18 protein-coding genes and 1 pseudogene are annotated in these 26,596 nt (G+C 71.8%); 3 read left to right on the forward strand and 16 right to left on the reverse strand.

Annotated features, from left to right (window positions below):
• Window positions 1-96: pseudogene (locus AB0E02_RS31940) on the forward strand (LacI family transcriptional regulator); the annotation flags it as partial.
• Here AB0E02_RS31940 and AB0E02_RS31945 read toward each other — a convergent pair.
• The 10 genes from AB0E02_RS31945 to AB0E02_RS31990 form a co-directional block, all read right to left on the reverse strand.
• Window positions 96-1,805, reverse strand: coding sequence for a proline--tRNA ligase (locus AB0E02_RS31945; RefSeq protein WP_362145824.1), 1,710 nt, complete (start codon window positions 1,803-1,805; stop codon window positions 96-98). The pseudogene AB0E02_RS31940 and the gene AB0E02_RS31945 sit on opposite strands and share 1 nt — an antisense overlap.
• Before the next feature lie 315 nt (window positions 1,806-2,120).
• Window positions 2,121-2,657, reverse strand: a complete 537-nt coding sequence (locus AB0E02_RS31950; RefSeq protein WP_362145827.1) for a GNAT family N-acetyltransferase — start codon at window positions 2,655-2,657, stop codon at window positions 2,121-2,123.
• 25 nt (window positions 2,658-2,682) lie between these two features.
• Complete coding sequence (locus AB0E02_RS31955; RefSeq protein ID WP_362145830.1) at window positions 2,683-3,528, reverse strand: GNAT family N-acetyltransferase; 846 nt, start codon at window positions 3,526-3,528, stop codon at window positions 2,683-2,685.
• 172 nt (window positions 3,529-3,700) lie between these two features.
• Window positions 3,701-4,858, reverse strand: a complete 1,158-nt coding sequence (gene ispG, locus AB0E02_RS31960; protein WP_201808235.1) for a flavodoxin-dependent (E)-4-hydroxy-3-methylbut-2-enyl-diphosphate synthase — start codon at window positions 4,856-4,858, stop codon at window positions 3,701-3,703.
• Between the two features lie 171 nt (window positions 4,859-5,029).
• Window positions 5,030-6,331 carry a site-2 protease family protein gene (locus tag AB0E02_RS31965; protein ID WP_362145834.1) on the reverse strand — a complete coding sequence of 434 codons (1,302 nt, stop codon included), beginning with the start codon at window positions 6,329-6,331 and terminating at the stop codon, window positions 5,030-5,032.
• Entirely contained in the window at window positions 6,328-7,602 is a 1,275-nt protein-coding gene (gene dxr, locus AB0E02_RS31970) for a 1-deoxy-D-xylulose-5-phosphate reductoisomerase (RefSeq protein WP_362145837.1), read from the reverse strand. Before dxr ends, AB0E02_RS31965 begins: the two co-directional genes overlap by 4 nt.
• A 99-nt stretch (window positions 7,603-7,701) precedes the next feature.
• Entirely contained in the window at window positions 7,702-9,621 is a 1,920-nt protein-coding gene (locus AB0E02_RS31975) for an acyl-CoA dehydrogenase family protein (RefSeq protein WP_362145840.1), read from the reverse strand.
• A gap of 573 nt (window positions 9,622-10,194) precedes the next feature.
• Window positions 10,195-11,655 (reverse strand): aldehyde dehydrogenase family protein, encoded by a 1,461-nt coding sequence (locus tag AB0E02_RS31980; RefSeq protein WP_362145843.1) that lies wholly within the window; start codon window positions 11,653-11,655, stop codon window positions 10,195-10,197.
• Window positions 11,656-11,852: 197 nt separating this feature from the next.
• The gene (locus tag AB0E02_RS31985) at window positions 11,853-13,622 is read right to left on the reverse strand and encodes a PucR family transcriptional regulator (protein ID WP_362145845.1); all 1,770 of its coding nucleotides are present in this window, start codon (window positions 13,620-13,622) and stop codon (window positions 11,853-11,855) included.
• 265 nt (window positions 13,623-13,887) lie between these two features.
• Window positions 13,888-16,071 carry an ATP-binding protein gene (locus AB0E02_RS31990; protein ID WP_362145847.1) on the reverse strand — a complete coding sequence of 728 codons (2,184 nt, stop codon included), beginning with the start codon at window positions 16,069-16,071 and terminating at the stop codon, window positions 13,888-13,890.
• Window positions 16,072-16,354: 283 nt separating this feature from the next.
• Between AB0E02_RS31990 and gabT the strand changes: the two genes are divergently transcribed.
• Both gabT and AB0E02_RS32000 read left to right on the forward strand, forming a co-directional pair.
• Window positions 16,355-17,704 (forward strand): 4-aminobutyrate--2-oxoglutarate transaminase, encoded by a 1,350-nt coding sequence (gene gabT / locus AB0E02_RS31995; RefSeq protein WP_362145850.1) that lies wholly within the window; start codon window positions 16,355-16,357, stop codon window positions 17,702-17,704.
• Between the two features lie 571 nt (window positions 17,705-18,275).
• Complete coding sequence (locus AB0E02_RS32000) at window positions 18,276-19,004, forward strand: phosphatase PAP2 family protein (RefSeq protein WP_362145933.1); 729 nt, start codon at window positions 18,276-18,278, stop codon at window positions 19,002-19,004.
• A 65-nt stretch (window positions 19,005-19,069) separates the two neighbouring features.
• On the opposite strand, the gene AB0E02_RS32005 is transcribed toward AB0E02_RS32000, so the two are convergent.
• The 6 genes from AB0E02_RS32005 to AB0E02_RS32030 form a co-directional block, all read right to left on the reverse strand.
• Window positions 19,070-20,491, reverse strand: coding sequence for an FAD-dependent oxidoreductase (locus AB0E02_RS32005; protein WP_362145853.1), 1,422 nt, complete (start codon window positions 20,489-20,491; stop codon window positions 19,070-19,072).
• A 14-nt stretch (window positions 20,492-20,505) separates the two neighbouring features.
• Window positions 20,506-21,375: an ABC transporter permease gene (locus AB0E02_RS32010; protein ID WP_362145856.1), complete on the reverse strand. Its 870-nt coding sequence runs from the start codon at window positions 21,373-21,375 to the stop codon at window positions 20,506-20,508.
• Entirely contained in the window at window positions 21,375-22,310 is a 936-nt protein-coding gene (locus AB0E02_RS32015) for an ABC transporter permease (RefSeq protein ID WP_362145859.1), read from the reverse strand. The genes AB0E02_RS32010 and AB0E02_RS32015 overlap by 1 nt, the downstream gene beginning before the upstream one ends.
• Complete coding sequence (locus tag AB0E02_RS32020; RefSeq protein WP_362145862.1) at window positions 22,307-23,470, reverse strand: ABC transporter ATP-binding protein; 1,164 nt, start codon at window positions 23,468-23,470, stop codon at window positions 22,307-22,309. Before AB0E02_RS32020 ends, AB0E02_RS32015 begins: the two co-directional genes overlap by 4 nt.
• A gap of 62 nt (window positions 23,471-23,532) precedes the next feature.
• Window positions 23,533-24,780 carry a spermidine/putrescine ABC transporter substrate-binding protein gene (locus tag AB0E02_RS32025; protein ID WP_362145865.1) on the reverse strand — a complete coding sequence of 416 codons (1,248 nt, stop codon included), beginning with the start codon at window positions 24,778-24,780 and terminating at the stop codon, window positions 23,533-23,535.
• Window positions 24,781-24,956: 176 nt separating this feature from the next.
• Window positions 24,957-26,474 carry a gamma-aminobutyraldehyde dehydrogenase gene (locus AB0E02_RS32030; protein ID WP_362145867.1) on the reverse strand — a complete coding sequence of 506 codons (1,518 nt, stop codon included), beginning with the start codon at window positions 26,472-26,474 and terminating at the stop codon, window positions 24,957-24,959.
• Between the last annotated feature and the right edge of the window lie 122 nt (window positions 26,475-26,596).

Below are 26,596 nucleotides of genomic sequence, written 5' to 3' on the forward strand. Positions count from 1 at the left end.
TGCGAGCGGGTCGGGCAGGATCCGGTCTACGAGTCGTACCCGGCCCACGACCCGTGTGCGGGCGCGGTGGCCGCCGACCGGCTGCTGGCCCGCCCTCAGGCGCTGAGCCGGGCGACGGCCTCCTCGACCGTCAGCTCCTCGCGCTCGCCGGTGCGGCGGTCCTTGACCTCGACCACACCCTCACCGGCGCGCCGGCCGGCGACCACGATGGTCGGCACGCCCAGCAGTTCGGCGTCGGTGAACTTCACGCCCGGCGAGACCCCGGCCCGGTCGTCGACCAGGACGCGCAGGCCGGCGTCGCCGAGCAGGTCGCCGATCTCCAGCGCCAGCTCGGTCTGCTTGGCCTTGCCCGCCGCGACGACGTGCACATCGGCCGGGGCGACCTCGCGGGGCCAGCACAGGCCCTTGTCGTCGTGGGTCTGCTCGGCCAGCGCGGCGACCGCACGGGAGACGCCGATGCCGTACGAGCCCATGGTGACCCGGGCCGGCTTGCCGTTCTGGCCGAGGACGTCGAGCTCGAAGGCGTCCGCGTACTTGCGGCCGAGCTGGAAGATGTGGCCGATCTCGATGGCGCGGTCGATCTTCAGGCCGGTGCCGCACTTCGGGCAGGGGTCGCCGGGCTCGACGACGACCACGTCGAGGTACTCGTCGACCTCGAAGTCGCGTCCGCAGACCACGTTCTTGGCGTGCACGCCCTCCTTGTTGGCGCCGGTGACCCAGGCGGTGCCGGGGGCGACGCGGGGGTCGGCGAGGTAGCGGAACGCCTTGCCGGCCAGGCCCTGCGGGCCGACGTAGCCGCGGACCAGGTCCGGGCGGTCGACGAAGTCCTCGGCGGTGACCAGCTCGACGGTGGCCGGCGCGAGGTGCTCGCCGAGCTTGCCCAGGTCCACCTCGCGGTTGCCCGGAACGCCCACCGCGACGATCTCGCCGTCGACCTTGACCAGGAGGTTCTTCAGCGTCGCGGAGGCCGGTACGCCGAGGAACTCGGCGAGCGACTCGATGGTCGGGGTGTCGGGGGTGTCCAGCTCCTCGACGGGGCCGTGGGCGGAACCGTCGGCGGGCTCGACCTTGACCGTGACGGCCTCGGTGTTGGCGGCGTAGTCGCAGCTCGGGCAGTCGACGAAGGTGTCCTCGCCGGCGGACGCGGGCGCCAGGAACTCCTCGGACGCCGAGCCGCCCATGGCGCCGGAGACGGCGGAGACGATGCGGTAGTCCAGGCCCAGGCGCCGGAAGATCTTCTCGTAGGCCTCGCGGTGCAGTGCGTACGACTGGGCCAGGCCCTCGTCGGTGGTGTCGAAGCTGTACGAGTCCTTCATGTGGAACTCGCGGCCGCGCAGCACGCCGGAGCGGGGGCGGGCCTCGTCGCGGTACTTGATCTGGATCTGGTAGAGGATCACCGGCAGGTCCTTGTAGGACGTGCACTGGTCCTTGACCGTGAGGGTGAAGATCTCCTCGTGGGTGGGGCCGAGGAGGTAGTCGGCGCCCTTGCGGTCCTTGAGGCGGAAGAGCAGGTCGCCGTACTCCTCCCAGCGGCCGCTGGTCTCGTAGGGCTCCTTGGGCAGCAGCGCCGGCAGCAGGACTTCCTGGCCGCCGATGGCGTCCATTTCCTCGCGGACGACGCGGGAGACGTTCTCCAGGACCTTCTTGCCCAGCGGCAGCCACGTCCAGATGCCGGCGGAGGAGCGGCGGACGTACCCGGCGCGGACGAGCAGCTTGTGGCTGGCGGTCTCGGCGTCGGCCGGGTCGTCGCGCAGTGTCTTGATCATCAAGCGGGACATGCGCTGGACCTGTGCGGCGTTGGCCATGGGAGTTTCTCCTGCGTAAGAAAGGTGACTCCCTGGAGGTTAGCGGGAGGGGTGTGTCCGGCGAAAATGCGTTGGCGCTGCGCTGGGCGTTTGGCCCACGTTTTTGGCTTCGCCGCCGTGGGGGTTTTGCGTCGTTGCGCCTGCGGCGGGCTGGGTTTGTGGTGGGTGCGGTGACGGGCCTCCGGGGCCGGGGTGTGGGACTGCTGACGCTTTACGTCCCACACCCCGGCCCCTCCGGCCCGTCCCCTCCCGTGTGTGGAAAGGGGAAGGCCGGGGGGCGTGCCCTTGATGTCGACTGCGGCCTTGCGGGGGCGGTCAGGGACGTTTCAGAGGCAAGGGGGCTCCCATGACCGCGTACGGGGTGGGGGCGCTGGGGAAGAGGACGCGGCGGGCCAGGTCGCGGTAGCCGAGGGAGCGGTAGAGCTTGCGGGCGGGGCTCTCTACGTCGATGGCGGAGAGGATGGAGCGGGGTTCGCCGGCTCCGTCGGTGATCCGGGTGATCAGTGTCCGGCCGAGGCCGCGGTGCTGGTAGGCGGGGTGGACGTGCAGCTCGGTGATGGTGAAGGAGTCGTCGAGCCAGTGGTCGAGGCCCTCGCTGCGCAGATAGGGCTCGACGACCGTGGACCACCAGTGGGTGCGGTCGTTGGGCATGCCGTAGATGAAGCCGACGAGCCGGCCGGCGGGGGTGGTGGCGCCCAGCGCGCGGGCGCCGGGGCAGCCGAGGTGGCGCAGGACGATGTGCCGGCGGACGGCGATCTCCTCCTCGCTGAGGCCGAAGGCGAGCGCCTGTACCGCGAGCGCGTCGTCCACGCGGGCGGCGAGATCGAGGGGGCCGACCGCGACGTCATCCATGGTCGCGAGCGTACAAGGCCGCGGGTCAGAACAGTACGCTCATGAACGCGCCGACTTCCTCGAAGCCCACCCGGCGGTAGGCGGCCCGGGCGGCGGTGTTGAAGTCGTTGACGTAGAGGCTGACGACGGGGGCGACGTCGCTGAGGGCGTAGCGGAGCACGGCGGCCATACCGGTTTCGGACAGGCCCTTGCCGCGGTGGGCGGGGTCGACCCAGACGCCCTGGATCTGGCAGGCGCGCGGGGTGGCGGCGCCGATCTCCGCCTTGAAGATGACCTTGCCGTCCTCGACCCGGGCGAAGGAGCGGCCGGCGCCGACGAGTTCGGCGACCCGGGCCTGGTAGAGCAGCCCGCCGTCGCCCGCCATCGGGGAGATGCCGACCTCTTCGGTGAACATGGCGACGCAGGCCGGCATGATCAGGTCCATCTCGTTCTTGCGGATCCGCCGGACGTACGGGTCGGGGGCGATCTCGGCGGACGTCGAGGTGGTGACCATCAGCGGCTGGTGGGCGCGGAGCTCGCGGGCCGGGCCCCAGTACGGCTCCAGCAGCGACCAGAGTTCGGCGGTCGGGCCGGCCGGGCCGACGATGGAGGAGCAGCGCCGGCCCTGGCGGCGGGCCCGCTCGGCGAAGCCGCGGACGGCCTCGGAGGTGGCGCAGACGGGGACGAGGTTGGCGCCGGCGTAGCAGAGCGATTCCAGCCGGCCGCCGACGTACCAGCCCCACATCTCGCCGCCCAGCCGCCAGGGGTCGAGGCCGGCGACCTGGACGCGGGCGGCGACGAAGGCGTTGGCGACCGGGTCGCGGTCGAGGACCGCGAGCGCATCGTCGAGGTCCCCTGGTTCGAGGACCTTGATGGTGGTGGTCGTCAGCACGTCTCGGTTTGCCTCACCGTTACGGGCCTGGAAGGCCAGGCGGGAGCAGGTCTTGGCACTTTACCTCGCGCCTGCGCGGGGCACCCTGTGCGCTGCCCGCGGGGCCGCTGCGGGCAGCCGGGAGCCCCGCGGCCCGGGTGGGCGGCGGGGCTCGGGAGGGCTGTGGGACGGGTCAGCCGGCGGCGGTGACGACCGGTTCGCCGGAGGCGACGCCGTCCTTCTCCATCTGCTCGGCGATCTTCATGGCCTCTTCGATGAGGGTCTCGACGATCTTCGACTCGGGGACGGTCTTGATGACCTCGCCCTTGACGAAGATCTGGCCCTTGCCGTTGCCGGAGGCGACGCCGAGGTCGGCCTCGCGGGCCTCGCCGGGGCCGTTGACGACGCAGCCCATGACGGCGACCCGCAGCGGCACCTCCATGCCCTCCAGACCCGCGGTGACCTCGTCGGCGAGCTTGTAGACGTCGACCTGGGCGCGGCCGCAGGACGGGCAGGAGACGATCTCCAGGCGGCGCTGGCGGAGGTTGAGCGACTCCAGGATCTGGATGCCGACCTTGACCTCTTCGGCGGGCGGTGCGGACAGCGAGACCCGGATGGTGTCACCGATGCCCTCGCTGAGCAGCGCGCCGAAGGCGACCGCGGACTTGATGGTGCCTTGGAAGGCGGGGCCGGCCTCGGTGACGCCGAGGTGGAGGGGGTAGTCGCACTGGGCGGCGAGCTGGCGGTAGGCGTTGACCATCACGACCGGGTCGTTGTGCTTGACCGAGATCTTGATGTCGCGGAAGCCGTGCTCCTCGAAGAGGGACGCCTCCCACAGCGCGGACTCGACCAGCGCCTCGGGGGTGGCCTTGCCGTACTTCTGCAGCAGGCGGCGGTCGAGGGAGCCGGCGTTGACGCCGATCCGGATCGGGGTGCCGGCGTCGGCGGCCGCCTTGGCGATCTCCTTGACCTTGTCGTCGAACTGCTTGATGTTGCCGGGGTTGACCCGGACCGCGGCGCAGCCGGCGTCGATGGCGGCGAAGACGTACTTCGGCTGGAAGTGGATGTCGGCGATGACCGGGATCTGGGACTTCCTGGCGATCACGGGCAGCGCGTCGGCGTCGTCCTGGGTCGGGCAGGCGACCCGGACGATCTGGCATCCGGAGGCGGTCAGCTCGGCGATCTGCTGCAGCGTCGCGCCGATGTCCGAGGTCCGCGTCGTCGTCATCGACTGCACCGAGACCGGTGCGTCTCCGCCCACGGCGACCGGACCGACGTGGATCTTGCGGCTGACCCGGCGGTCGGCCAGCTTGGTCGGTACGTCCGGCATTCCCAGTGAAATGGCAGTCATCTGGCGAGCAACCCCAAGGTGTGGATCAAGGCCCCGCATCGGCGGGCTCCGGCCTCCGAGATTACGGCACCGGGATCGCCCGGGGCACATCGAGGCCGTGCGCCCCCACCAATGGGGCGGCCGGGCACGCCCATACGGTCCTGGCGGGCCCGGCCGTCACGGATGTCCGGTTCAGGTGAGCTTTACCGGGTTCACCACGTCCGCCACCAGCACCAGCAGCGTGAAGCAGATGAAGATCCCGGCGACGACGTAGGCGACCGGCATGAGCTTGGCCACGTCGAAGGGTCCGGGGTCCGGCCGGCGGACGATCTTGGCGAAGGCCCGGCGGATGGCTTCCCACACGGCGCCGGCGATGTGTCCGCCGTCGAGCGGGAGCAGCGGCAGCATGTTGAACAGGAACAGCGAGAGGTTGAACCCGGCGACCAGGAAGAGCATGGTCGCCACCCGCTGCTCCGGCGGGATGTGCAGCGAGAAGACCTCGCCGCCGACCCGCGCCGCGCCGACCACGCCCATCGGGGAGTCCTGCTTGCGCTCGCCGCCGTTGAAGGCCGCGTTCCACAGGTCCGGGACCTTGCCGGGCAGGTTGACCAGGGAGGACACGCCCTGCTCGACCATGTTGCCCATGCGGTCGACGGACTGGCCGAAGGACTGCTGGACGACGCCGCTGGCCGGGGTGAAGCCGAGGAAGCCGGCGGTGACGAACTGGCCGGGGACGTAGCCGCCGTGTCCGTCGGTCTTGGCGACCTTGTTCTTGATCAGGTCGGCGTGCAGGGTCTTGCGGGCGCCGTGCCGCTCGATGACCAGCGTCGCGGGTCCGGTGGTGTCCCGGATCTGCTGCTGGAGGGTGCCCCAGTCGGGGACGTCGTGGCCGTTGAACGTGACGATCTTGTCGCCGGCGCGCAGGCCGGCGGCCTTGGCCGGGGAGTCCTTGGCGCCGGCCGGGCACTTGTCGGTCTTGGCGGCGGCCGAGATCACGCAGTCGGAGACGGAGCCGACCTGGGTGGTCTGGGTGTTGATGCCGAAGCCCATCAGGACGCTCATGAAGATCACGACCGCCAGGATCAGGTTCATGAACGGCCCGGCGAACATCACGATGACGCGCTTCCAGGGCTTGCGGGTGTAGAAGAGCCGCTTCTCGTCGCCGGGCTGCAGTTCCTCGAAGGCCGCCGAGCGGGCGTCCTCGATCATGCCGCGGAACGGCGAGGTGGAGCGGGCCTGCAGCTTCCCGTCGTCCCCGGGCGGGAACATCCCGATCATGCGGATGTAGCCGCCGAGCGGGATGGCCTTGATGCCGTACTCGGTGTCGCCCTTCCTGCGGGAGAAGATCGTCGGCCCGAAGCCCACCATGTACTGCGGCACGCGGATGCCGAACATCTTGGCCGTGGAGAGATGGCCGAGTTCGTGCCAGGCGATGGAGAACAGCAGGCCGACGACGAAGACGACTATGCCGAGGATGGTCATCCAGGTCGTCATGCGCGAGCCTCCGAGGGTGTCCGTGCCGCACGGGCGGCCAGTTCGCGGGCGCGGGCGCGCGCCCAGGTCTCCGCCTCCAGGACGTCCGCGACGGTCAGGGAAGTTCCCCTTGCGGGCGTGCCGTGTTCGGCGACCACATCGGCGACGGTATCCACAATCCCTGTGAACGGCAGCCCGCCCTTGAGGAACGCGTCCACACATTCCTCGTTCGCGGCGTTGAAGACGGCCGGTGCGGTGCCGCCCAGGGAGCCGACGTGGCAGGCGAGCGGGACGGACGGGAAGGCCTCGGCGTCCAGCGGGAAGAACTCCCAGCTCTGCGCCGTGGTCCAGTCGACGCCGGGGGCGGCGTCCGGGACCCGGTCGGGCCAGCCCAGGCCCAGTGCGATCGGCATCCGCATGTCGGGCGGGCTGGCCTGGGCGAGGGTGGAGCCGTCGGTGAACTCCACCATCGAGTGGATGAAGGACTGCGGATGGACGACGACCTCGATCGCGTCGAAGGGGACGTCGAAGAGCAGGTGCGCCTCGATGACCTCCAGACCCTTGTTGACCAGGGTCGCGGAGTTGATCGTGACGACCGGACCCATGGACCAGGTGGGGTGGGCCAGCGCCTGCTCGGGGGTGACCCCGGCCAGCTCGGCCCTCGTCCGGCCGCGGAACGGACCGCCGGAGGCGGTGACCACGAGCTTGCGGACCTCGGCGCGGTCGCCGCCGGTCAGCGCCTGGAAGAGCGCGGAGTGCTCGGAGTCGACGGGGATGATCTGCCCCGGCCGGGCGACGGCCTTGACCAGCGGGCCGCCGACGATCAGGGACTCCTTGTTGGCCAGCGCCAGCACCCGGCCCGCCTTGAGGGCGGCCAGGGTCGGGGCGAGACCGATGGAGCCGGTGATGCCGTTGAGGACGGTGTGGCAGGGGGAGGCGGCGAGTTCGGTGGCGGCGTCGGGGCCGGCCAGGACCTCGGGGAGCTTCTCGCCCGGGCCGTAGCGGTCGGCGAGCGCGGCGCGCAGCGCGGGGGCCGCGTCCGCGCGGGCCACCGCGACGGTGTCCACCCGCAGCCGGTGCGCCTGCTCGGCGAGCAGCTCGGTCCGGCCGCCGGCCGCGGAGAGCGCGGTCACCCGGAAGCGATCGGGGTTGCGCAGCACGATGTCGATCGCCTGGGTGCCGATCGAGCCGGTCGAGCCGAGGATCACCAGGGAGCGGGGCCCGACCGGGCCGCCGGGGTCGCCGGCGGCCGGCTCGAAGCGCAGGTGCGGATGGGCGAGGGAGTCCGTCATGGGGTCCATTGTGGCCGGTCGCGGGGGTGCCGTGGGCACCAAGGGCACACGCCGGGCCCGGTCCGGCCGATCAACGGCGGGACCGGGCCCGGGTGGGGTTCAGCCGATGGGGCGGTGGACGTTGTCCTTGGCGCTGGGGCCGGGGGTGGCGTCGGCGATCCACGGGCCGTCGCCGCTGGGGTCGACGATGCCCTCCTCCAGCCAGCCGTAGCTGCCGTCGAGGACCCCGGAGACGACCTTGCGGTCGAGCTCGTCGGTGTTGGTCCACAGCCGGCCGAAGAGCTCCTCGATCCGGATCCGCGCCTGCCGGCAGAACGCGTCGGCCAGCTGCTGCGCCTCGCGGCCGTGGTCACCGGTCTCGCGCAGGTGCTCGGCGCGGACGCAGGCCGCGCTCATGGCGAAGAGTTCGGCGCCGATGTCGACGATCCGGCCGAGGAAGCCCTGCTTGGTCTCCATCTTCCCCTGCCACCGGGACATCGCGTAGAAGGTGGAGCGGGCGAGCTTGCGGGAGGTCCGCTCGACGTACCGCAGGTGGCCGGCGAGGATGCCGAACTCCTGGAAGGTGCGCGGGAGTTGGCCGGGTCCGGCGACGAGCTTGGGCAGCCAGCGGGCGTAGAACCCGCCGGCCTTGGCGGCCGCCCTGCCCTTGTCGGCGAGGGACTTGTCGGGGTCGATGAGGTCACCGGCGACGGACAGGTGGGCGTCCACCGCCTCCCGGGCGATCAGCAGGTGCATGATCTCGGTGGAGCCCTCGAAGATCCGGTTGATCCGCATGTCGCGCAGCATCTGCTCGGCGGGGACCGCGCGTTCGCCGCGGGCGGCGAGCGAGGGGGCGGTCTCGAAGCCGCGGCCGCCGCGGATCTGGACCAGTTCGTCGGCCATCAGCCAGCCCATCTCGGAGCCGTAGAGCTTGGCGAGGGCGGCCTCGATGCGGATGTCGTTGCGGTTCTCGTCGGCCATCTGGGAGGACAGGTCGACGACCGCCTCCAGGGCGAAGGTGGTCGCCGCGATGAAGGAGATCTTGGCGCCGACGGCCTCGTGCTTGGCGATCGGCCTGCCCCACTGCTCGCGGGCCGCGGACCACTCCCGGGCGACCTTCAGGCACCACTTGCCGGAGCCGACGCACATCGCGGGCAGCGAGAGCCGTCCGGTGTTGAGCGTGGTCAGGGCGATCTTCAGGCCGGCGCCCTCGGGGCCGATGCGGTTCGCGGCCGGGACCCGCACCCGGTGGAAGCGGGTGACGCCGTTCTCCAGGCCGCGCAGGCCCATGAAGGCGTTGCGGTTCTCGACGGTGATGCCGGGCGAGTCCGCCTCGACGACGAAGGCGGTGATGCCGCCCTTGTGGCCCTCGGAGGCGGGCACCCGCGCCATCACCACCAGCAGGTCGGCGACCACGCCGTTGGTGGTCCACAGCTTGACCCCGTCGAGGACGTAGTGGTCGCCCTCCGGGACGGCGGTGGTCGCCAGCCGCGCCGGGTCCGAGCCGACGTCGGGTTCGGTCAGCAGGAACGCCGAGATGTCCGTACGGGCCAGCCGCGGCAGGAAGGTCTCCTTCTGCTGCGGGGTGCCGAACAGCTTCAGCGGCTGCGGTACGCCGATCGACTGGTGGGCGGAGAGGAGCGCGCCGATGGCGGGGCTGGCGGTACCGACCAGGGACAGCGCCCGGTTGTAGTAGACCTGGGTGAGGCCGAGGCCACCGTATTTGGGGTCGATCTTCATGCCGAGCGCGCCGAGCTCCTTGAGCCCGCGCACGGTCTCGTCCGGAATCCTGCCCTCGCGCTCGATCCGCGCGCCGTCGATCTGCGTCTCGCAGAATTCCCGCAGGGTGGCGAGGAACTTCTCACCGCGGCGCACGTCGTCCACGGCGGGCGTGGGGTGCGGATGGATGAGGTCGAGCCGGAAGCGCCCCAGGAACAGTTCCTTGGCGAAGCTCGGCTTGCGCCAGTCCTGCTCGCGGGCCGCCTCGGCGACCTGGCGTGCTTCGCGCTCGGAAACGTTGCGGATGGATGGAGCGGTCATCAGGAGCTCACCTCGCCGCGGGGTCGGGAGTTCAGCGCCGGCGGCCGGTCGGCCGCTGGACAGCGCTACTTGTGAGAGTTACCCGATCCACGCGGCTTGCACCACTGGAGGTACCGGCCGCTGCGGGCCGCAACGGCGCCTTACGGCCATGGGGGGCCTGCGCCCCGGCGGGCCCGGCGATCCGGCCCGCCGACATCGGCCCTTCGGGGGGTGTGCGCATACCGCGCTGGTTGTACGTACCCGCGGGTGTCCCCCCGGGGACACGGTCGCGATTCCACCTGGGACAGGAGGCGCCGGGGCGGTCCGCGCCGTACGGTCAAGATCCGGCACGACGGGGGAACGGTGCCGAGAACGGGGGACGCGGCGCGCTCCGGAAACAGGGTGCCGGAGCGCGCCGCGTCGAGGGGGCCGGCGCCGGGGGGTGCGCCGGCCGGGGTCAGGACGGTGATTCGGCCCGAGGGAAGGCCGTCGCTGTCCACCGGTCCCGACCTGGTCGGGGGTGCGCAGGAGTGATGCGGCACCGGCTCTCGGTGCCGCCGGACGGTGCCCCTCGCGGGGCACCGGGTCCGGGTCCTACAGGGCCAGGCCGGTGAGGACCAGCACCCGCTCGTAGGTGTAGTCGTCCATGGCGAACCGGACGCCCTCGCGGCCCACGCCGGACTGCTTGACGCCGCCGTACGGCATCTGGTCGGCGCGGTAGGACGGCACGTCGCCGATGACCACGCCGCCGACCTCCAGCACCCGGTGGGCGCGGAAGGCGGTCTTGGCGTCGTGGGTGAACACGCCCGCCTGCAGGCCGTACTTGGAGTCGTTGACCGCCGCGAAGGCCGCGTCGACGCCGTCGACCTTGGTCAGGGTGAGCACCGGGCCGAAGACCTCCTCGCAGGCGAGGGTCGCGCCCGCGGGCACGTCCGCCAGCACGGTCGGCGCGTAGGAGGCGCCGTCGCGCTTGCCGCCGGCGAGCAGCTTCGCGCCGCCCTGCACGGCCTCGTCCACCCAGGCCTCGACGCGCTTGGCGGCGTCCTCGTTCACCAGCGGGCCGACCTCGGTCGCGTCGTCCGACGGGTCGCCGGTGACCTGGGCCTCGACGGCCGCCACGATCTTCGGCACCAGCCGGTCGTACACCGAGGCGTCCGCGATCACCCGCTGCACGGAGATGCAGGACTGGCCGCCCTGGTAGTTGGAGAAGATCGCGATCCGCTGCGCGGCCCAGTCCAGGTCCTCCTCGGAGGACCAGTCGGGCAGGACGACGGCCGCGCCGTTGCCGCCGAGCTCCAGGGTGCAGTGCTTGCGCGGCACCGAGTCGAGGATCGCGTAACCGACCTTCTCGGAGCCGGTGAAGGAGACGACCGGCAGCCGCTCGTCCTGGACCAGCGCCTCCATGCGCTCGTTGGGCACCGGGAGGATCGACCAGGAACCGGCCGGCAGGTCGGTCTCGGCGAGCAGTTCACCGAGGATCAGACCGGACAGCGGCGTGGCCGGGGCCGGCTTGAGGATGATCGGGGCGCCGGCGGCGATGGCCGGGGCGACCTTGTGGGCGCAGAGGTTGAGCGGGAAGTTGAACGGCGCGATGCCGAGGACCGTGCCGCGGGGGAAGCGGCGGGTCAGCGCGAGCCGGCCGGCGCCGCCCGCGTCGGTGTCCAGCCGCTGCGCCTCGCCGCCGTTGAAGCGGCGGGCTTCCTCGGCGGCGAAGCGGAACACGGAGATCGCCCGGCCGACCTCGCCGCGCGCCCACTTGATGGGCTTGCCGTTCTCCGCGGAGATCAGCTGCGCGATCTCCTCCGTGCGCTCGACGAGCCGGCGCTGCACGTGGTCCAGCGCGGCCGCCCGTACGTGCGCGGGGGTCGCCGCGAACTCCTCCTGGACCGCGACGGAGGCCGCGACGGCCTCCTCGACCTGGTCCTCGGTGGGCACGCTCACCGTGCCGACGAGACGTCCGTCCCACGGGGAGGTGACATCGAAGGTGGCCTCGCCGGTGGCCTCGCGGCCGGCGAGCCAGAAGGCGGTGGGGGCTGCATCAGTGGGGATCGGCACAGTGGAACCCGGCCCTTCAGACGTGGTGGGTGGTGCGCATGGCTCGGCGAGCGGCTCTGCGGTGTGGACTGCTGCCCCCACGGTAGGGGCGCGCCGCCACGATGGCGTTTGTCCGAAGCGGCGTAATCAGGGGGCGGGGCTCTCCGTGGTGGAGGGGGTGCCCGGGTCCCGCCGGAGGCCACTGCCCTCCCTGGAAGTCATTCCTCTCCCCGGGGCTGCGCCGCCGACGCGTTCGACGAGGTCGCCTTCAGCGCCAGCCACAGCTCCATCCGCACGTCCGCGTCGTCCAGCGACCGGCCCAGGATCTCCTCCACCCGCCGCATCCGGTAGCGCAGCGTGTGCCGGTGGACGCCCAGGTCGGCGGCGGCCGCGTCCCACTGGCCGTGCCGGGCGAGCCAGGCCCGCAGCGAGGCCACCAGATCCCCGCGGCCGGTCGCGTCGTGCTCGCGCAGCGCCCGCAGCAGCCCGTCCGCGAAGGCCCGGACCGCGTCGTCGGCGAGCAGCGGGAGGACGGACCCGGCGGCCACGTCCTCGTGCTCGACCAGCACCCGGCCGCGCCGCCGGGCCACCGACAGCGCCTGCTCGGCCTGCCGGTACGCGTTCGCGGCGGCCGCCGGCCCGGTCGGCGCGGACAGCCCGACGGCCAGTCCCTCGCCGCCGCCCGGTTCGGTACGGCCCGCCCGGCCCCGTGTGCGGGCCTGCGCACCGGCCCGGGCCTCGGCCTGCGCCGCGTACGACGCGCAGGCGTCGGCCGCCGCGCCGCCGTCCGTGACCAGCACGATCAGCCGGCCGCCGTCCGGCACCGCGAGCACCGCCTCACCGGTCCGCGCGGCCGCCGAGTCCATGGCATCGGCCAGCGCGTCCAGCGTTCCGCCCGCGCCGGTGGCCCGAGTGCTTGCCGTCCCCCGCGACGTACCGGCCGGGCTCCCCGACGGACCGCCGGTGCCTCGCGACGTACCGGAGGTGCCTCGCGACGTACCGGCGGACGAGGAGCCGGCCGGCCCGCCGCCCTCCTCCCCCGCCAGCGCTTCCGCGACCACCATCCGGAACGGCGCGTCGAGCAGCCCGCCGTACAGCCGCCCCGCCACCGCCCGTGCATGATCCGGCTCGCCCGCCAGCAGCATCTTCAGCACCGCGGCACCCAGCCGCTGCTCGGCGTCCTGCAGTGCCCGGGACCGCTCGGTGGTCAGCGTCAGCAGCGCGACCGCGGAGTGCACCGCGTACCGCCCGGCCGTCCCGAGCGGCGCACCGGTGCCCACCGCGAGCACCCCGCGCGCCCGTCGTCCGGTGCCCAGCGACTGCAGCTCGACCCGGTCGTCGCCCTCGGCGTCGCTCACCACCGAGCTCGCCGGCGCGGGCCGCTCCCGCAGCCGCGCCACGTCCTCCGCGAGCCGCGCCGCCCGCCGTGCCGCCCAGTCGGGGGCGGCCGCCACGACCGCCCCCGACGCGTCGTACAACGCCGCCCAGCCGTCCAGGTGCGCGGCCAGCCGGGCCAGGAGTTCGGCCGGGCCCTCGGCACTGAGCGCCGCCCGGGTCAGCTCCCGCTGCGCCTCGAAGCCCGCGGTGACGGCGCGGTACTGATCGGCGGCCACCGCCGCCGACACGGCCTTGCTGATCGCGATGAACGGCGTCCGGCGCGGCACGCCCAGCAGCGGCAGCCCCTGCTCCCGGGCCGCCGCCACCAGCGGCTCCGGCACGTCCTCGTAATTCACCCCGACCGCGAAGCCCAGCCCGACCACCCCGGCCTCCGCCACCCGCCGCACGTACCTGCGGGTGGCCTCCGGATCCTCGGCGTCCAGCTTCAGCGCCGTGATCAGCAGCAGCTCGCCGCCCTCCATGTACGGCACCGGATCGATCAGCTCACTGGCATGCGCCCAGCGCACCGGCACGTCCAGCCGCTCCTCGCCCGCGAGCACGGTCAGCTTGAGCGCGGTGTGGTTGACCAGAGAAGCGAGCGTGTGCGGCATAGGACCTTCGATGGCTTCGGTGACTTCGGCGGCTTCGCTGACGTGGATGACCTCGACGAACCCGAACGGACAACCGATCGTCGACCACCCGACAACCGGCCCACGCCCCATTCTTTACGCCGCCCCGTACGAACGGCCACTGCCGATTCTGCCTCAACGGAGGAATCGGGGGGACTGGGGTGCGAGGGACTTGGGTGCGGGGGGCAGGGGGGCGGCGCGGGGGTCGGGGGTCGGGAGTCGGGGGGCGGGGGTCAGGGGCCGGGGGTCAGGAGCGGAGGTCCACCAGGACGGGTGGGGCGTGTTCCCCCTTCACGCTCGTCACCGAGAGCACCGCGTGTCCCGCCGGGACGGAGTTGGCGAGGTCGGAGGCGGACCAGCGTTCCCGTTCCACGGTCCGCACGGTGACGGCCTTGGCGGTGGCGGCCTTGCCGGTGACCAGGTGACGGAAGATGTGGAACGCCTTCCCCGCGGCGCTCTCCGCGATGATCTGACGGTCCGTCACATCACGGGTCTCCACCCACTCCTTGCCCCAGACCTCGGCGAACCGCGCGCCGTCCCAGGTCGTGACGCCCGCGAACGCCATCCGGCAGCCGACCGTGCCGAGCAGCGTGCCGCGCAGCGCGTCCGGGACGTCGTCGAGGGAACGCAGGGTGAGCACCACCCCGGCATTCGCCGAGCGCAGCCGCTGGAGACCACGGAGCGCCTCGGCGGTGATGGTGTGCCCGGCCTCGTCCAGTACCAGGCAGGCGAACAGCGAGCGGTCACTACGGGCCACCGCGCATTCGGTGAACTGCGCCAGCACCAGCCGGGCGAGGATCCGCGAGGCCTCCACATGGCCCCGCTCGGGCAGTTCGATGCGTACCCGCAGCGGATGGTCCAGGGCGTGCAGCGAGACCTGGCGGGTGCCCCCCGTCGGGTCGAAGAACGCGGCGAAAGCGGGCCGGTCCAGGAGAGCGAGGCGGTCGGCGAGGAGGACGGCGGCGTCACCGGGGCGCTCGGCCTGACGGGCCCGGGCGTCCAGTTCCCGCAGCAGGGTGTGGGCCTCGGCCTCCTCCAGGGCGGTGCGCAGCGCGGTCATCGCCTCGGGCGCCGCGTCCAGGAGCGCCCGCAGCTCGGGAACCGTCGGGAAGCGATCGTGGGCGGCCCGGAAGGGGCCGAGCAGCTGGGCCAGCGCGGTGGCGGCCCGTCGGCTGTCCCCGCCGGGCAGCTGCTCGGCGAGGTCACCGACCAGCGCCTCCGCGAGGATGCCCGCCGCTTCGTCGGGGTCCGTGGTGCCGCCGTAGAGATCGAGGTCGCAGTCCGGGTCCGAGCGACCGATCCGGACCACCACGTCGAACGCCTCGTCCGGGCCCAGGTCCGAACCCGCCGGTCCGACGGCGATCACGGCGCACTGCCCGGCCAGCGCCTGCAGACACATCGACTCCACGACCGGCTTCACGACCCGGGTGGTCTTCCCGCTCCCGGCGGGCCCGACGGCCAGCAGGGACGTGCCCAGGACACCGGGCTCAAGGGCACAGCCGACACCGCGGTGCTGGTAGGGGTTACGAGGGTGATCGGCGGCGGTGCCGATACGGACCTGGTGGGCGAGCAGGTCGTGCGCGGCGGTCCGGCGGGGCAGGTCACGCCGGCCCGAGGGATGCGCACAGGCGGCCGCGCCGTGCCGCAGCACGGTGTCGGTGAAGGTCGCGAGGGAGTTCTTGCCGGACCGGACGGACCGCCAGGCCCGCTCGATCCTGGCCACGTCCACGTCGTTCATCCGCCCGGCCCGCGCTTCGGCAGCCAGCTTCTCGGCCGCGTCCGGCGCACCGTGCGCCCGCAGCTCCGGCCACTGCGCGGGATCGGAGGCGGGTGGGGGCTTGGGGGCGGCTGCGGGGGTGCGGAGGCGGCGGAAGGCGGGCCCGAACAGGCGGCGGACGAGCTCGGGCCAGCGGCCGAGGCGGCCGAAGATGACGACCAGGAGCGCCACCACGAGCCCGTCGTAGATGTATGCGGCCCAGACGTAGTTCATCTGGTCGCCGCCGGCCTCACGCCAGGAATCCGGCGTGAAGAACAGCAACGGCAAAAGCCAGTAGTCGCCCAGGTACCCGTTCCACAACAACGACCACAACAGCCACCCGCACAGAAACGAGATCACCGCCCCGCTGACCAGCTGGCGTCCCGGGACCCGGTCCGGCTCCTCCGCGGGGCGGGGGCGGTGCCCGTACGTCCAGACGCCGGGTGCCGCCGCCGGGCGGGGCATGCGGAGCCAGCTCAGGACCGGTGGCTCGGGCGCGCCCGGGCCGGCGGTCGGTGGGAGGGGAGGCACGGCCGGTACCGCCGGCGGGGCGGAGGGCGGTGGCGGTGCGGCGGGCGGGGCCGCGGGACGCGGCACGGTGGGTTCGGTGCGGTGCGCTCCACCCGATGGCTGGGGAGCGGTGTGACGTGCGTCGTGCGTGCCCTCGGTGTCCATCCGGTGCCCCTTGTCCCCCTTGAGCCGTGGCCTGGTGTGCGGTGCGGCGGTGCCGGTGGCCGGCGGTGCCGCGTTGTCATTGTCATGCCCGCGCTGGTGGGCGCCGCTGCCGGGCGCGCCGGCGCTCAATCTACTGGCCGGGAGCCGTCGCTATGTCCGGTGCGGACAACGCAACACGCGCACTTCTCCCGAACGGAACATGCCAGACCCGCTCCCCCGCCCCTAGCCTGCGAGAACAAGACTCAAGACGTCTGTCCGTTCCCGTTCCATCCAGGAGACTGCCATGAGCGAACTGTCCGGAGGCCCCGCCCTTCCCCAGGAGCGTCGCGTCGTCACCGCGATCCCCGGCCCGAAGTCGCAGGAGCTGTGGGCCCGTAAGCAGGCCACGGTGGCCAGTGGCGTCGGCGCCGTGCTCCCCGTCTTCGTGAAGCGTGCGGGTGGCGGCGTCCTGGAGGACGTGGACGGCAACTCCCTGATCGACTTCGGCTCGGGCATCGCGGTGACCTCGGTCGGCAACAGCGCGGAGGCGGTCGTCCGCCGGGCCACCGCGCAGCTCGCCGACTTCACCCACACCTGTGTGATGGTGACCCCCTACGAGCCCTACATCGAGGTCTGTGAGGCGCTGGCCGAGCTGACCCCGGGCGACCACGAGAAGAAGTCGGCGCTGTTCAACTCCGGTGCGGAGGCGGTCGAGAACGCCGTCAAGATCGCGCGGGCGTACACCAAGCGGCAGGCCGTGGTCGTCTTCGACCACGGGTACCACGGCCGGACGAACCTGACGATGGCGCTCACCGCCAAGAACATGCCGTACAAGCACGGCTTCGGCCCGTTCGCGCCCGAGGTCTACCGCGTGCCGCTGGCCTACCCCTACCGCTGGCTGACCGGCCCGGAGAACTGTGCGCAGGAGGCCGCGGAGCAGGCCATCTCGCAGATCACCAAGCAGATCGGCGCCGAGAACGTCGCGGCGATCATCATCGAGCCGGTGCTCGGCGAGGGCGGCTTCATCGAGCCGGCCAAGGGCTTCCTGCCCGCCATCGCGAACTTCGCGAAGGAGAACGGCATCGTCTTCGTCGCGGACGAGATCCAGTCCGGCTTCTGCCGTACGGGCCAGTGGTTCGCCTGTGAGGACGAGGGCATCGTGCCCGACCTGATCACCACCGCGAAGGGCATCGCCGGCGGTCTGCCGCTGGCGGCCGTGACCGGCCGCGCGGAGATCATGGACGCCGCGCACGCGGGCGGCCTGGGCGGCACCTACGGTGGTAACCCGGTGGCCTGCGCCGCGGCGCTCGGCTCGATCGAGACCATGCGCGAGCAGGACCTCAACGGCAAGGCCAAGCGCATCGAGGAGGTCATGAAGGGCCGCCTCGTCGCGATGCAGGAGAAGTACGACATCATCGGCGAGGTCCGCGGCCGCGGCGCCATGATCGCGATCGAGCTGGTCAAGCCCGGTTCGAAGGAGCCGAACGCGGAGGCCACCGGCGCGCTCGCCAAGGCGTGCCACCAGGAGGGCCTGCTCGTCCTGACGACCGGTACGTACGGCAACGTGCTGCGCTTCCTGCCGCCGCTGGTCATCGGCGAGGACCTGCTCAACGAGGGCCTGGACATCCTTGAGGCGGCGTTCGCGAAGATCTGATCCGCCCGGGAGTCGATCCCGCCAGGAGTGAGCGGCCCGCGGCCTGTCCGCGGGCCGCTTTCCGTTGTCCGGACGGGCCGCTTCCCCTTGCCTTTCCCTTGCCCCGCTTTCCCTGGGCAGCTGGCCCCGGACAGGCTTTCCCAAGCGGGTCGCCGCAGGTGGTGGCCGTCGGTGGCGAGCCCGGCCCGATCACCCCCTTCCCGGTGGACGCGCGTAGCTGGAGGCGCCGAGTGAAGAAGATGTGGGGGGCCGATGGCGGGCGGGTGATGCGGCTGTCCGGTGCGCTCCCGGTGCCGTACGGTTTCTGCAGATGAGAGAAACACCCCGCCCGCAGGGGACTGCGGGCGACGCCCGGTCGGCGCTTCCCCGGCTCCGGCCAGGCCGTGCCCTCGCGCACAAAGCCGGTCCTCCTCGCGAGAGGGGCTCCGGGAATCCTCACCGATCGGATGTCCGCCCGCCCCATACCCCCCGGGGCGCGCGGGACACCGGTCAGCGCGGCCGCCTCGGAACCACCCCCCCTGTTCCGAGGCGGCCGAACCTTTTCCCGGGCCTGTTCACCACCTGGTCCGTGATGCTCCTCTGCGCGCTGCTGTTCGCCGTGCTCACCTGGCAGGTGGCGGCGCACGGTCCGCTGCGGGCGTACGACGAGCGGCTCGGGCGTGGTATCGCCGGTGCTCGCGAAATCCCCTCCCCCGTCGCCGGGTTCTTCGCCGATCTCGGCAACACGGTCGTGGCGTTGCCCTTGTTGCTGGGGATCATGGGGCTGGTGGTGGTCCTGGCGTGGGTCGGGTGGCGGTCACGACGGTGGGCCGGGGCGACCGGCGGTCCGCCCGGGCGGTGGTGGCTGCCGCCGCTGGCCGCCGGGCTCGCGCTCGCCGCGGTACCCGCGCTCGTCGTCCCGCTCAAACTGTGGCTCGCCCGGCCGGGCCCGCCGCAGATGGCCGGCGGTGGCCAGGACGGCTTCTTCCCGTCGGGCCATGCCGCCACGGCGGCGGTCGCCTACGGGGTGGCCGCGTTGTTGCTGGTCCGCGGGCCGGGGCGCGCGACGGGGCCCGGCACGGGCCGGGCCGGCCGCAGGAACCGGGGGCTGCTTTCCGTGGCGGTGGCCACTGCGGCCGTGCTGCTCAACCTCGGTGTCGGCGTGGGGCTGGTGCGCCGCGGCTATCACTGGCCGCTGGACGTCCTCGGCAGCTGGTGCCTGGCCGGGGTGGTGCTCGCCCTCTGGTGCGCCGTCTGCGACCGCTGGGCGCCGGAGGTCACCGCCTCCTCCGCACCCGTCAGCGCTCCCACCGGCGGATAGGAAGCGGATCAGGAAGGGGCGGACTGAAGTCGTCCGCCCGCCCCCGTAGCGCCCCCCTGTCAACCTCAGCTGTCGAAGCCCAGCCCCACCTTGTCCATCGCCTTCAGCCACAGGTTGCGGCGTCCGCCGTGGTTGTCGGCGCGGGTCATCGACCACTGGGTGATGCCGATGCCGGCCCAGCGCAGCGGCTCGGGCGGGAAGGGCAGCGGCTTGCTGCGGACCATCTCCAGCTCGGTGCGCTCGGTGCGTTCGCCGGCGAGCAGGTCGAGCATCACATCGGCGCCGAAGCGGGTGGCGCCCACGCCGAGGCCGGTGTAGCCGGCGGCGTAGGCGACCCGGCCGGCGTGGGCGGTGCCGAAGAACGCCGAGAAGCGGGCGCAGGTGTCGATCGCGCCGCCCCAGGTGTGGGTGAAGCGCAGGCCCTCCAACTGCGGGAAGCAGCGGAAGAAGTGCCGGGCGAGCTTCTCGTACGTCTCCGGGTGGTGGTCGTACTCGGCGCGGACGCCGCCGCGGTAGCGGTAGACGATGTCGTAGCCGCCCCACAGGATGCGGTTGTCGGCGGTGATGCGGAAGTAGTGGAAGTGGTTGTTGGAGTCGGAGAGGCCCTGGCGGTTCTTCCAGCCGATGGCGGCCAGTTGCTCGTCGCTCAGCGGCTCGGTCATCAGCGCGTGGTCGTAGACCGGGACGATGTACGGGCGGATCCGCTTGACCAGGGACGGGAAGGCGTTGGTGCCGAGCGCGACATGGCGGGCGAAGATCCGGCCGTACGGGGTGCGGACGGCCATGCCCAGGCCCTCGGAGGCGAGCGCGGTGGCGCGGGTGCGCTCGTAGATGCGCACGCCGAGGCCCAGGCAGGCCTGCTTCAGGCCCCAGGCGAGCTTGGCCGGGTTGACCATGGCGACGCCGTCGCGGTCCCACAGGCCGGCCCGGAAGGTGGGCGAGTCGACCTCGGCGCGCAGTTCGTCCTCGTCGAGGAAGGTGTGCCGGTCCAGGCCGAGCTTCGCGGCGTCCTCGGCGGCCTCCTGGAGCTCGGCGATCTGGTGCGGCTCGGTGGCGATGTCGATCTCGCCGGTGCGCTCGAAGTCGCAGTCGATGTCGTAGCGGGCCACCGCCTCCCCGATGGCGTCGAGGTTGCGGATGCCGAGTTCTTCGAGCTTGGCGAGTTCGCCGGGCCAGCGGGCCAGTCCGTTGCCGAGGCCGTGGGTGAGGGAGGCGGCGCAGAAGCCGCCGTTGCGTCCGGAGGCGGCCCAGCCGATCTCGGCGCCTTCGACGAGCACGACCTCGCGCTGCGGGTCGCGCTCCTTGGCGAGCAGTGCGGTCCACAGGCCGGAGTAGCCGCCGCCGACGACCAGCAGGTCGCAGTTCTCGTCGCCGACGAGGGCGGGCTGCGCGGCGGGGCGGGCGGGGTCGTCCAGCCAGAAGGGCGTGGGGGCGGCGTCCGCGAGCGCGTGGACGGGGGACGGGGCGTTCATGGCAGCTCGTGCCATGGTTCTCAGCTCCTCTAGCTCCTCTTACGGCGTTTGCCGGCCAGTTGGCCGACCACTACGCACACCACGGCGACCAGGAACATCGCCGTACCGATGACATTGATCTGAACGGGTGTGCCCCGCTGTGCCGATCCCCAGACGAACATCGGGAAGGTCACGGTGGAGCCGGCGTTGAAGTTGGTGATGATGAAGTCGTCGAAGGAGAGCGCGAAGGAGAGCAGGGCGCCGGACGCGATGCCGGGCGCGGCGATCGGCAGCGTCACCCGCAGGAAGGTCTGCGTGGGCGAGGCGTAGAGGTCCTGGGCGGCCTGTTCGAGCCGCGGGTCCATGCTCATCACGCGGGCCTTGACGGCGGTGACGACGAAGCTCAGGCAGAACATGATGTGGGCGATGAGGATCGTCCAGAAGCCGAACTGGATGCCCATGTTGAGGAAGAGGGTCGCCAGCGAGGCGGCCATGACGACCTCGGGCATGGCCATCGGCAGGAAGATCAGGGTGTTGACGCCGGCCCGGGCGCGGAAGCGGTAGCGGGCCAGCGCGAACGCGATCATCGTGCCGAGGACGGTCGCGCCGACCGTGGCCCATACGGCGATCTGCAGGCTGAGGCCCAGCGAGCCGCACAGGTCGGCGACTCCGCAGGGGTCGGTCCAGGCGTCCGTGGAGAACCGCTGCCACTGGTAGTTGAAGCGGCCGTTGGGCTTGTTGAACGAGAAGACCATCACGACGAGGTTGGGCAGGATGAGGTAGCCCAGGGTGCCCAGCCCCGCGAGGGTGATGATGTTGCGGCGCAGCCAGCGCAGGCCCTTGTTGGGCGTGCGGCCGTTCGTGGGCGCCGTGGTTGCCGTGCTCGTGGCCGTGGTGGCCGTGGTGCTTGTCGCCGCCATCAGACCAGATCCTCCGTCCCGGACTTGCGGATGTAGATCGTGACCATGGCGAGGATGGCCGCCATGAGGATGAAGGAGAGGGCGGCGGCGGTCGGGTAGTCCAGGACGCGCAGGAACTGCGACTGGATGACGTTGCCGATCATCTTCTGGTCGGTGGAGCCCAGCAGTTCGGCGTTGATGTAGTCACCGGCGGCCGGGATGAAGGTGAGCAGGGTGCCCGCGACGACGCCGGGCATCGACAGCGGGAAGGTCACCCGGCGGAAGGTGGTGGCCGGGCGGGCGTAGAGATCGCCGGCCGCCTCGTGCAGCCGCGGGTCGATCCGCTCCAGCGAGGTGTAGAGCGGCAGGACCATGAACGGCAGGAAGTTGTACGTCAGTCCGCAGACCACCGCGAGCGGGGTGGCCAGCACCCGGTGTCCCTCGGTGATGCCCAGCGCGCTGGTGACGTCGAGGAGGTGCAGCGAGTTCAGGGCGGCGACGACCGGTCCGCCGTCGGCCAGGATCGTCTTCCAGGCCAGCGTGCGGATCAGGAAGCTGGTGAAGAACGGGGCGATGACCAGGATCATCACGACGTTGCGCCAGCGGCCCGCCTTGAAGGCGATCAGGTACGCCAGCGGGTAACCCAGGAGCAGGCAGAGCGCGGTGGCGATGCCGGCGTAGCCGACCGAGCGGACGAACTGCGGCCAGTATTCGCCCAGTGCGTCCCAGTAGGTGGCGAAGTGCCAGGTGACCTTGAAGCCCTCTTCGAGGGAGCCGGTCTGGATGGAGGTCGACGCCTGGTAGACGAGCGGGGCGGCGAAGAAGACGATCAGCCACAGGATGCCGGGCAGCAGCAGCCAGTAGGGCACCAGCCGTTTGCGGGCCGGGGTCTTGCGCACCTCCAGGGGTGCGGTGCTCTGCTCCTGTGGTGGCGCGGGGGCTTCGGTGGTGGTCACGCGGCCTCCTCGTCGAGGTCCGCGCCGGCCTGGATGTCCTGGGTGGCGTCCAACCCGAAGGTGTGCGCCGGGCTCCAGTGCAGCACGGTCTCCGCGCCGGGGACGAGCCTGCCGTCGCGCTCGATGTTCTGCTCGTAGACGGCGAGTTCGCCCAGGCCCGGAACGTCGACGACGTACTGCGTGGAGACGCCGATGAAGCTGGCGTTTTTGATGCGGCCGGGCAGCCGGTTGTGGCCCTCGGTGATGGACCCGGCGTCGTCGGCGTGCCGCAGGGCGACCTTCTCGGGCCGGACGCCGGCCAGCACCTTCTCGCCCGTGCGGGCCGAGGCGCTGCATCGGGCGGCGGGCATCCGGAGCTTGGCGTCCGCGGCCTTGAGCAGCAGTTCGTCGCCGCCGGCCTCGACGACCTCGGCCTCGATGAGGTTGGAGGTGCCCAGGAAGTTGGCGACGAAGGTGGTGGCGGGGTTCTCGTAGAGGTCGGCGGGGGCGCCGAGTTGCTCGACCCGGCCGCCGTTCATCACGGCCACGGTGTCGGCCATCGTCATGGCCTCTTCCTGGTCGTGGGTGACGTGTACGAAGGTGATGCCGACCTCGGTCTGGATGCGCTTGAGCTCCAGTTGCATCTGGCGGCGCAGCTTGAGGTCGAGGGCGCCCAGCGGCTCGTCGAGGAGCAGCACCTGCGGGTGGTTGATCAGCGCACGGGCGACCGCGACGCGCTGCTGCTGGCCGCCGGAGAGCTGCTGCGGCTTGCGGCGCGCCATCGGGCCGAGCTGGACCAGGTCGAGCATCTCCTCGACCTGCTTCTTGACGGACTTGATGCCGCGGCGGCGGAGTCCGAAGGCGACGTTCTCGTAGATGTCGAGGTGCGGGAAGAGCGCGTAGTTCTGGAAGACGGTGTTGACCTGGCGCTTGTAGGGCGGCAGGACGGTGACGTCCTGGCCCGCGAGTTCGACGGTCCCGGTGGTGGGCTCCTCCAGGCCGGCGATCATCCGCAGGGTGGTGGTCTTGCCGCAGCCGGAGGCGCCCAGCAGCGCGAAGAAGGAGCCCGCGGGGACGGTCAGGTCGAGCGGATGGACGGCGGTGAAGGAGCCGTAAATCTTGCTTATCCCTTGGAGGCGGACGTCGCCGCCGCTGCTCTGGGGGGTCGCGGTCTTGGTCATGTCGGTCGTCCCGTGGGTCGGTGGGCGAAACGGCTCGGGGGCGGGCCCGGTGCGTGGTGGGGTCAGGCGCCGGTGAGGTCGGAGAACTTCTGGCTGAACGCCTTGTTCTCCTTGGCGGTCAGCGCGCGGAAGGAGTGGGACCTGGCGGCCATTTCCTTGTCCGGCAGGATCAGCGGGTTGTCCGCCGCCTTCTTGTCGATCTTGGCGAGTTCCTCGCGGACGCCGTCGACCGGGCAGACGTAGTTGATGTACGCCGCGAGCTGCGCCGCCACCTTCGGCTCGTAGAAGTAGTCGATGAGCCGTTCGGCGTTTTCCTTGTGGCGGGCCTTGTTCGGCACCATCAGGTTGTCGGTGGACGTCATGTAGCCGCTCTTGGGGACCACGTACTCGATGTCCGGGTTGTCGCTCTGCAGCTGGACGATGTCGCCCGCCCAGGCCACGCACGCGGCGAGGTCGCCCTTGTCCAGGTCCGTGGTGTAGTCGTTGCCGGTGAAGCGGCGGATCTGCTTGGAGTCGACGCCCTTCTGGAGCCGGGCGATCGCCGCGTCGAAGTCGTCCGCGGTGACCTCCTCGGGCTTCTTGCCCATGTCCAGGAGGGTCAGCCCGATGGAGTCGCGCATCTCGGAGAGGAAGCCGACCCGGCCCTTGAGCTGCGGATCCTCCAGCAGCTGGCTGACCGAGTCGACCTTCCGGCCGCCGGTGGCCTTCTTGTTGTACGCGATGATCGCGGGGATGCCCTGCCACACGTAGGAGTGCGCCCGGCCGGGGTCCCAGGCGGGGTCGCGGAACTGCGCCGAGAGGTTGGCGTAGGCGTGCGGCAGATTGGCCGGGTCCAGCTTCTGGATCCAGCCGAGGGAGATCATCCGTGCGCACATCCAGTCGGTGAGCACGATCAGGTCGCGGCCGGTGTCCTGGCCGGCCGCCAGCTGCGCCTGGACCTTGCCGAAGAACTCGTCGTTGTCGTTGATGTCCTCGGTGTATTTGACGGCGATGCCGGTGCGCCGGGTGAAACGGTCCAGCGTCGGGTGGTGCTTGCCGTCGTCGCTGACGTCCATGTACTCGGTCCAGTTGGAGAAGTTGAGCCGCTTCTCCTTCCGGGAGTGGTCCTGGGACGCCACGGCGTCGGTACGGCCGGCGGGCGGGATGCCGCAGGCCCCCAGGGCGCCCAGGCCGCCGGTGACGGCCGCCATGGCACTGCCCGCGCGCAGCAGCGAGCGGCGGGTCATGGCGAGCCGGCCGTTGGTCGCGCTCCGGCGCACGGCGGCGAGTTCGACCGCCGACAGGGGTTCGGGCTGCTGGTGGTGCTCCATGCGCGGTGCCCTTTCAGGGGTGAGCCCGGCGCTCGGCCGGCGGTGACGGTGCCGTGCGGCCGCTGGCCGCGGGATTGCGCCCGTACGGGCGGGGAACGGGCGGGGCGAGGTGGGGGCTCGCTCCGGGGAGGCGTCCGGGGACCGGTCCGGGGGCCGTACGGACCCCGGTGGTCCCGTCAGGCGCGGTCCCCGAAGATCGTGCGGTGCCAGTCCTTCCTGGCGACCGCGGTGTTGTCGTACATCACGTGCTTGACCTGCGTGTACTCCTCGAAGGAGTAGGCCGACATGTCCTTGCCGAAGCCGGACGCCTTGGCGCCGCCGTGCGGCATCTCGCTGATGATCGGGATGTGGTCGTTGACCCAGACGCAGCCCGCCTTGATCTCGCGGGTGGCGCGGCCGGTGCGGTAGACGTCCCGGCTCCAGGCGGAGGCGGCCAGCCCGTACGGGGTGTCGTTGGCCAGGGCGATGCCCTCGTCGTCGCTGTCGAAGGGCAGCACGACCAGCACCGGGCCGAAGATCTCGGACTGCACGACCTCGCTGTCCTGGGCGGCGCCGGCGATCAGCGTGGGCAGGTAGTACGCGCCCTTGGCCAGCTCGCCCTGGGGGGCCGCGCCGCCGGTGACGACGGTGGCGTAGTCGCGCGCCCGGTCGACGAAGGCGGCCACCCGGTCACGCTGGGTGTGCGAGATCAGCGGGCCCAGGTCGGTGGACGGGTCGAAGGGGTCGCCGAGCCGTACGGTCGCCATGAGGTCCGCGACGCCGCTGACGAAGGCGTCGTAGAGCGGGCGCTGGACGTAGGCGCGGGTGGCGGCGGTGCAGTCCTGGCCGGTGTTGATCAGCGCTCCGGCGACCGCTCCGTGGACGGCCGCCTCCAGGTCCGCGTCGTCGAACACGACGAACGGGGCCTTGCCGCCGAGTTCGAGGTGGAGGCGCTTGACGGTTCCGGTGGCGATCTCGGCGACGCGCTTGCCGACGGCGGTCGAGCCGGTGAAGGAGGTCATCGCGACGGTGCGGTGGCCCACCAGGTGCTCACCGGCGTCCCGGCCGGCCCCGGAGACGATGTTGAGCACTCCGTCGGGCAGCCCCGCGCGCTGGGCTGCCTGCGCGAAGAGCAACGAGGTCAGCGGGGTGATCTCGGCCGGCTTCAGGACGATGGTGTTGCCCGCGGCGATGGCCGGCAACACCTTCCACGCGGCCATCTGGAGCGGATAGTTCCAGGGCGCGATGGAACCGACGACGCCGATGGGCTCGCGGCGGATCACGGAGGTGTGGTCGGCGCTGTATTCGCCGGCCGCCTTGCCCTCCAGATGGCGGGCCGCACCGGCGAAGAATGCGGCATTGTCGATCGAACCCGGCACATCGAACTCATTGCTGAGCTTGATCGGCTTTCCGCAGTTCAGTGATTCGGCGAAGGCGAGATCGGCGGCGTCCTCGGCGAGCGCGGCGGCGAAGCGGTGGAGGGTGTCGGAGCGCTCGCCGGGCGTGGCCCCGGCCCACTCCGGAAAGGCCCGTCCGGCCGCCTCGACGGCCGCGTCGACATCGGCCGTACCTGCGAGTTCGTAGCGGTACACCGTCTCACCGGTCGCCGGGTCCACGACCTCCTGGCTGCGGCCGGAGGTGCCGCTCCGGAGGCTGCCCGCAATGAATTGCGCGCCCTGGGCGAATCGCTCGGTGACGTCGAATCGGTGATCCATGGTGCTCTCCTCCGCCGGGCGCCGGGGCGGCTCCGCGGCACTGCCTGGCGTAGCTATTTCCGGAATCGATGGCCGATCTTGACAGAGTAGAACAGCCTCAACAAGGGATTCCGTTGTTGCCT

The organism is Streptomyces sp. NPDC048196 (assembly GCF_040652715.1).
In the GTDB taxonomy this organism is placed as follows: Bacteria; Actinomycetota; Actinomycetes; order Streptomycetales; family Streptomycetaceae; genus Streptomyces; species Streptomyces siderophoricus.

Coding starts and splice junctions, on each gene's coding strand:
- AB0E02_RS31945 (WP_362145824.1), bottom strand. CDS start 1,805: ATGGCCAACGCCGCACAGGTCCAGCGCATGTCCCGCTTGATGATCAAG.
- AB0E02_RS32030 (WP_362145867.1), bottom strand. CDS start 26,474: ATGGATCACCGATTCGACGTCACCGAGCGATTCGCCCAGGGCGCGCAA.
- AB0E02_RS32010 (WP_362145856.1), bottom strand. CDS start 21,375: ATGGCGGCGACAAGCACCACGGCCACCACGGCCACGAGCACGGCAACC.
- dxr (WP_362145837.1), bottom strand. CDS start 7,602: ATGACGGACTCCCTCGCCCATCCGCACCTGCGCTTCGAGCCGGCCGCC.
- ispG (WP_201808235.1), bottom strand. CDS start 4,858: ATGACTGCCATTTCACTGGGAATGCCGGACGTACCGACCAAGCTGGCC.
- AB0E02_RS31985 (WP_362145845.1), bottom strand. CDS start 13,622: ATGCCGCACACGCTCGCTTCTCTGGTCAACCACACCGCGCTCAAGCTG.
- AB0E02_RS31975 (WP_362145840.1), bottom strand. CDS start 9,621: ATGACCGCTCCATCCATCCGCAACGTTTCCGAGCGCGAAGCACGCCAG.
- AB0E02_RS32005 (WP_362145853.1), bottom strand. CDS start 20,491: ATGGCACGAGCTGCCATGAACGCCCCGTCCCCCGTCCACGCGCTCGCG.
- AB0E02_RS31965 (WP_362145834.1), bottom strand. CDS start 6,331: ATGACGACCTGGATGACCATCCTCGGCATAGTCGTCTTCGTCGTCGGC.
- AB0E02_RS31990 (WP_362145847.1), bottom strand. CDS start 16,071: ATGGACACCGAGGGCACGCACGACGCACGTCACACCGCTCCCCAGCCA.
- AB0E02_RS32025 (WP_362145865.1), bottom strand. CDS start 24,780: ATGGAGCACCACCAGCAGCCCGAACCCCTGTCGGCGGTCGAACTCGCC.
- AB0E02_RS32020 (WP_362145862.1), bottom strand. CDS start 23,470: ATGACCAAGACCGCGACCCCCCAGAGCAGCGGCGGCGACGTCCGCCTC.
- AB0E02_RS31950 (WP_362145827.1), bottom strand. CDS start 2,657: ATGGATGACGTCGCGGTCGGCCCCCTCGATCTCGCCGCCCGCGTGGAC.
- AB0E02_RS32000 (WP_362145933.1), top strand. CDS start 18,276: ATGCTCCTCTGCGCGCTGCTGTTCGCCGTGCTCACCTGGCAGGTGGCG.
- gabT (WP_362145850.1), top strand. CDS start 16,355: ATGAGCGAACTGTCCGGAGGCCCCGCCCTTCCCCAGGAGCGTCGCGTC.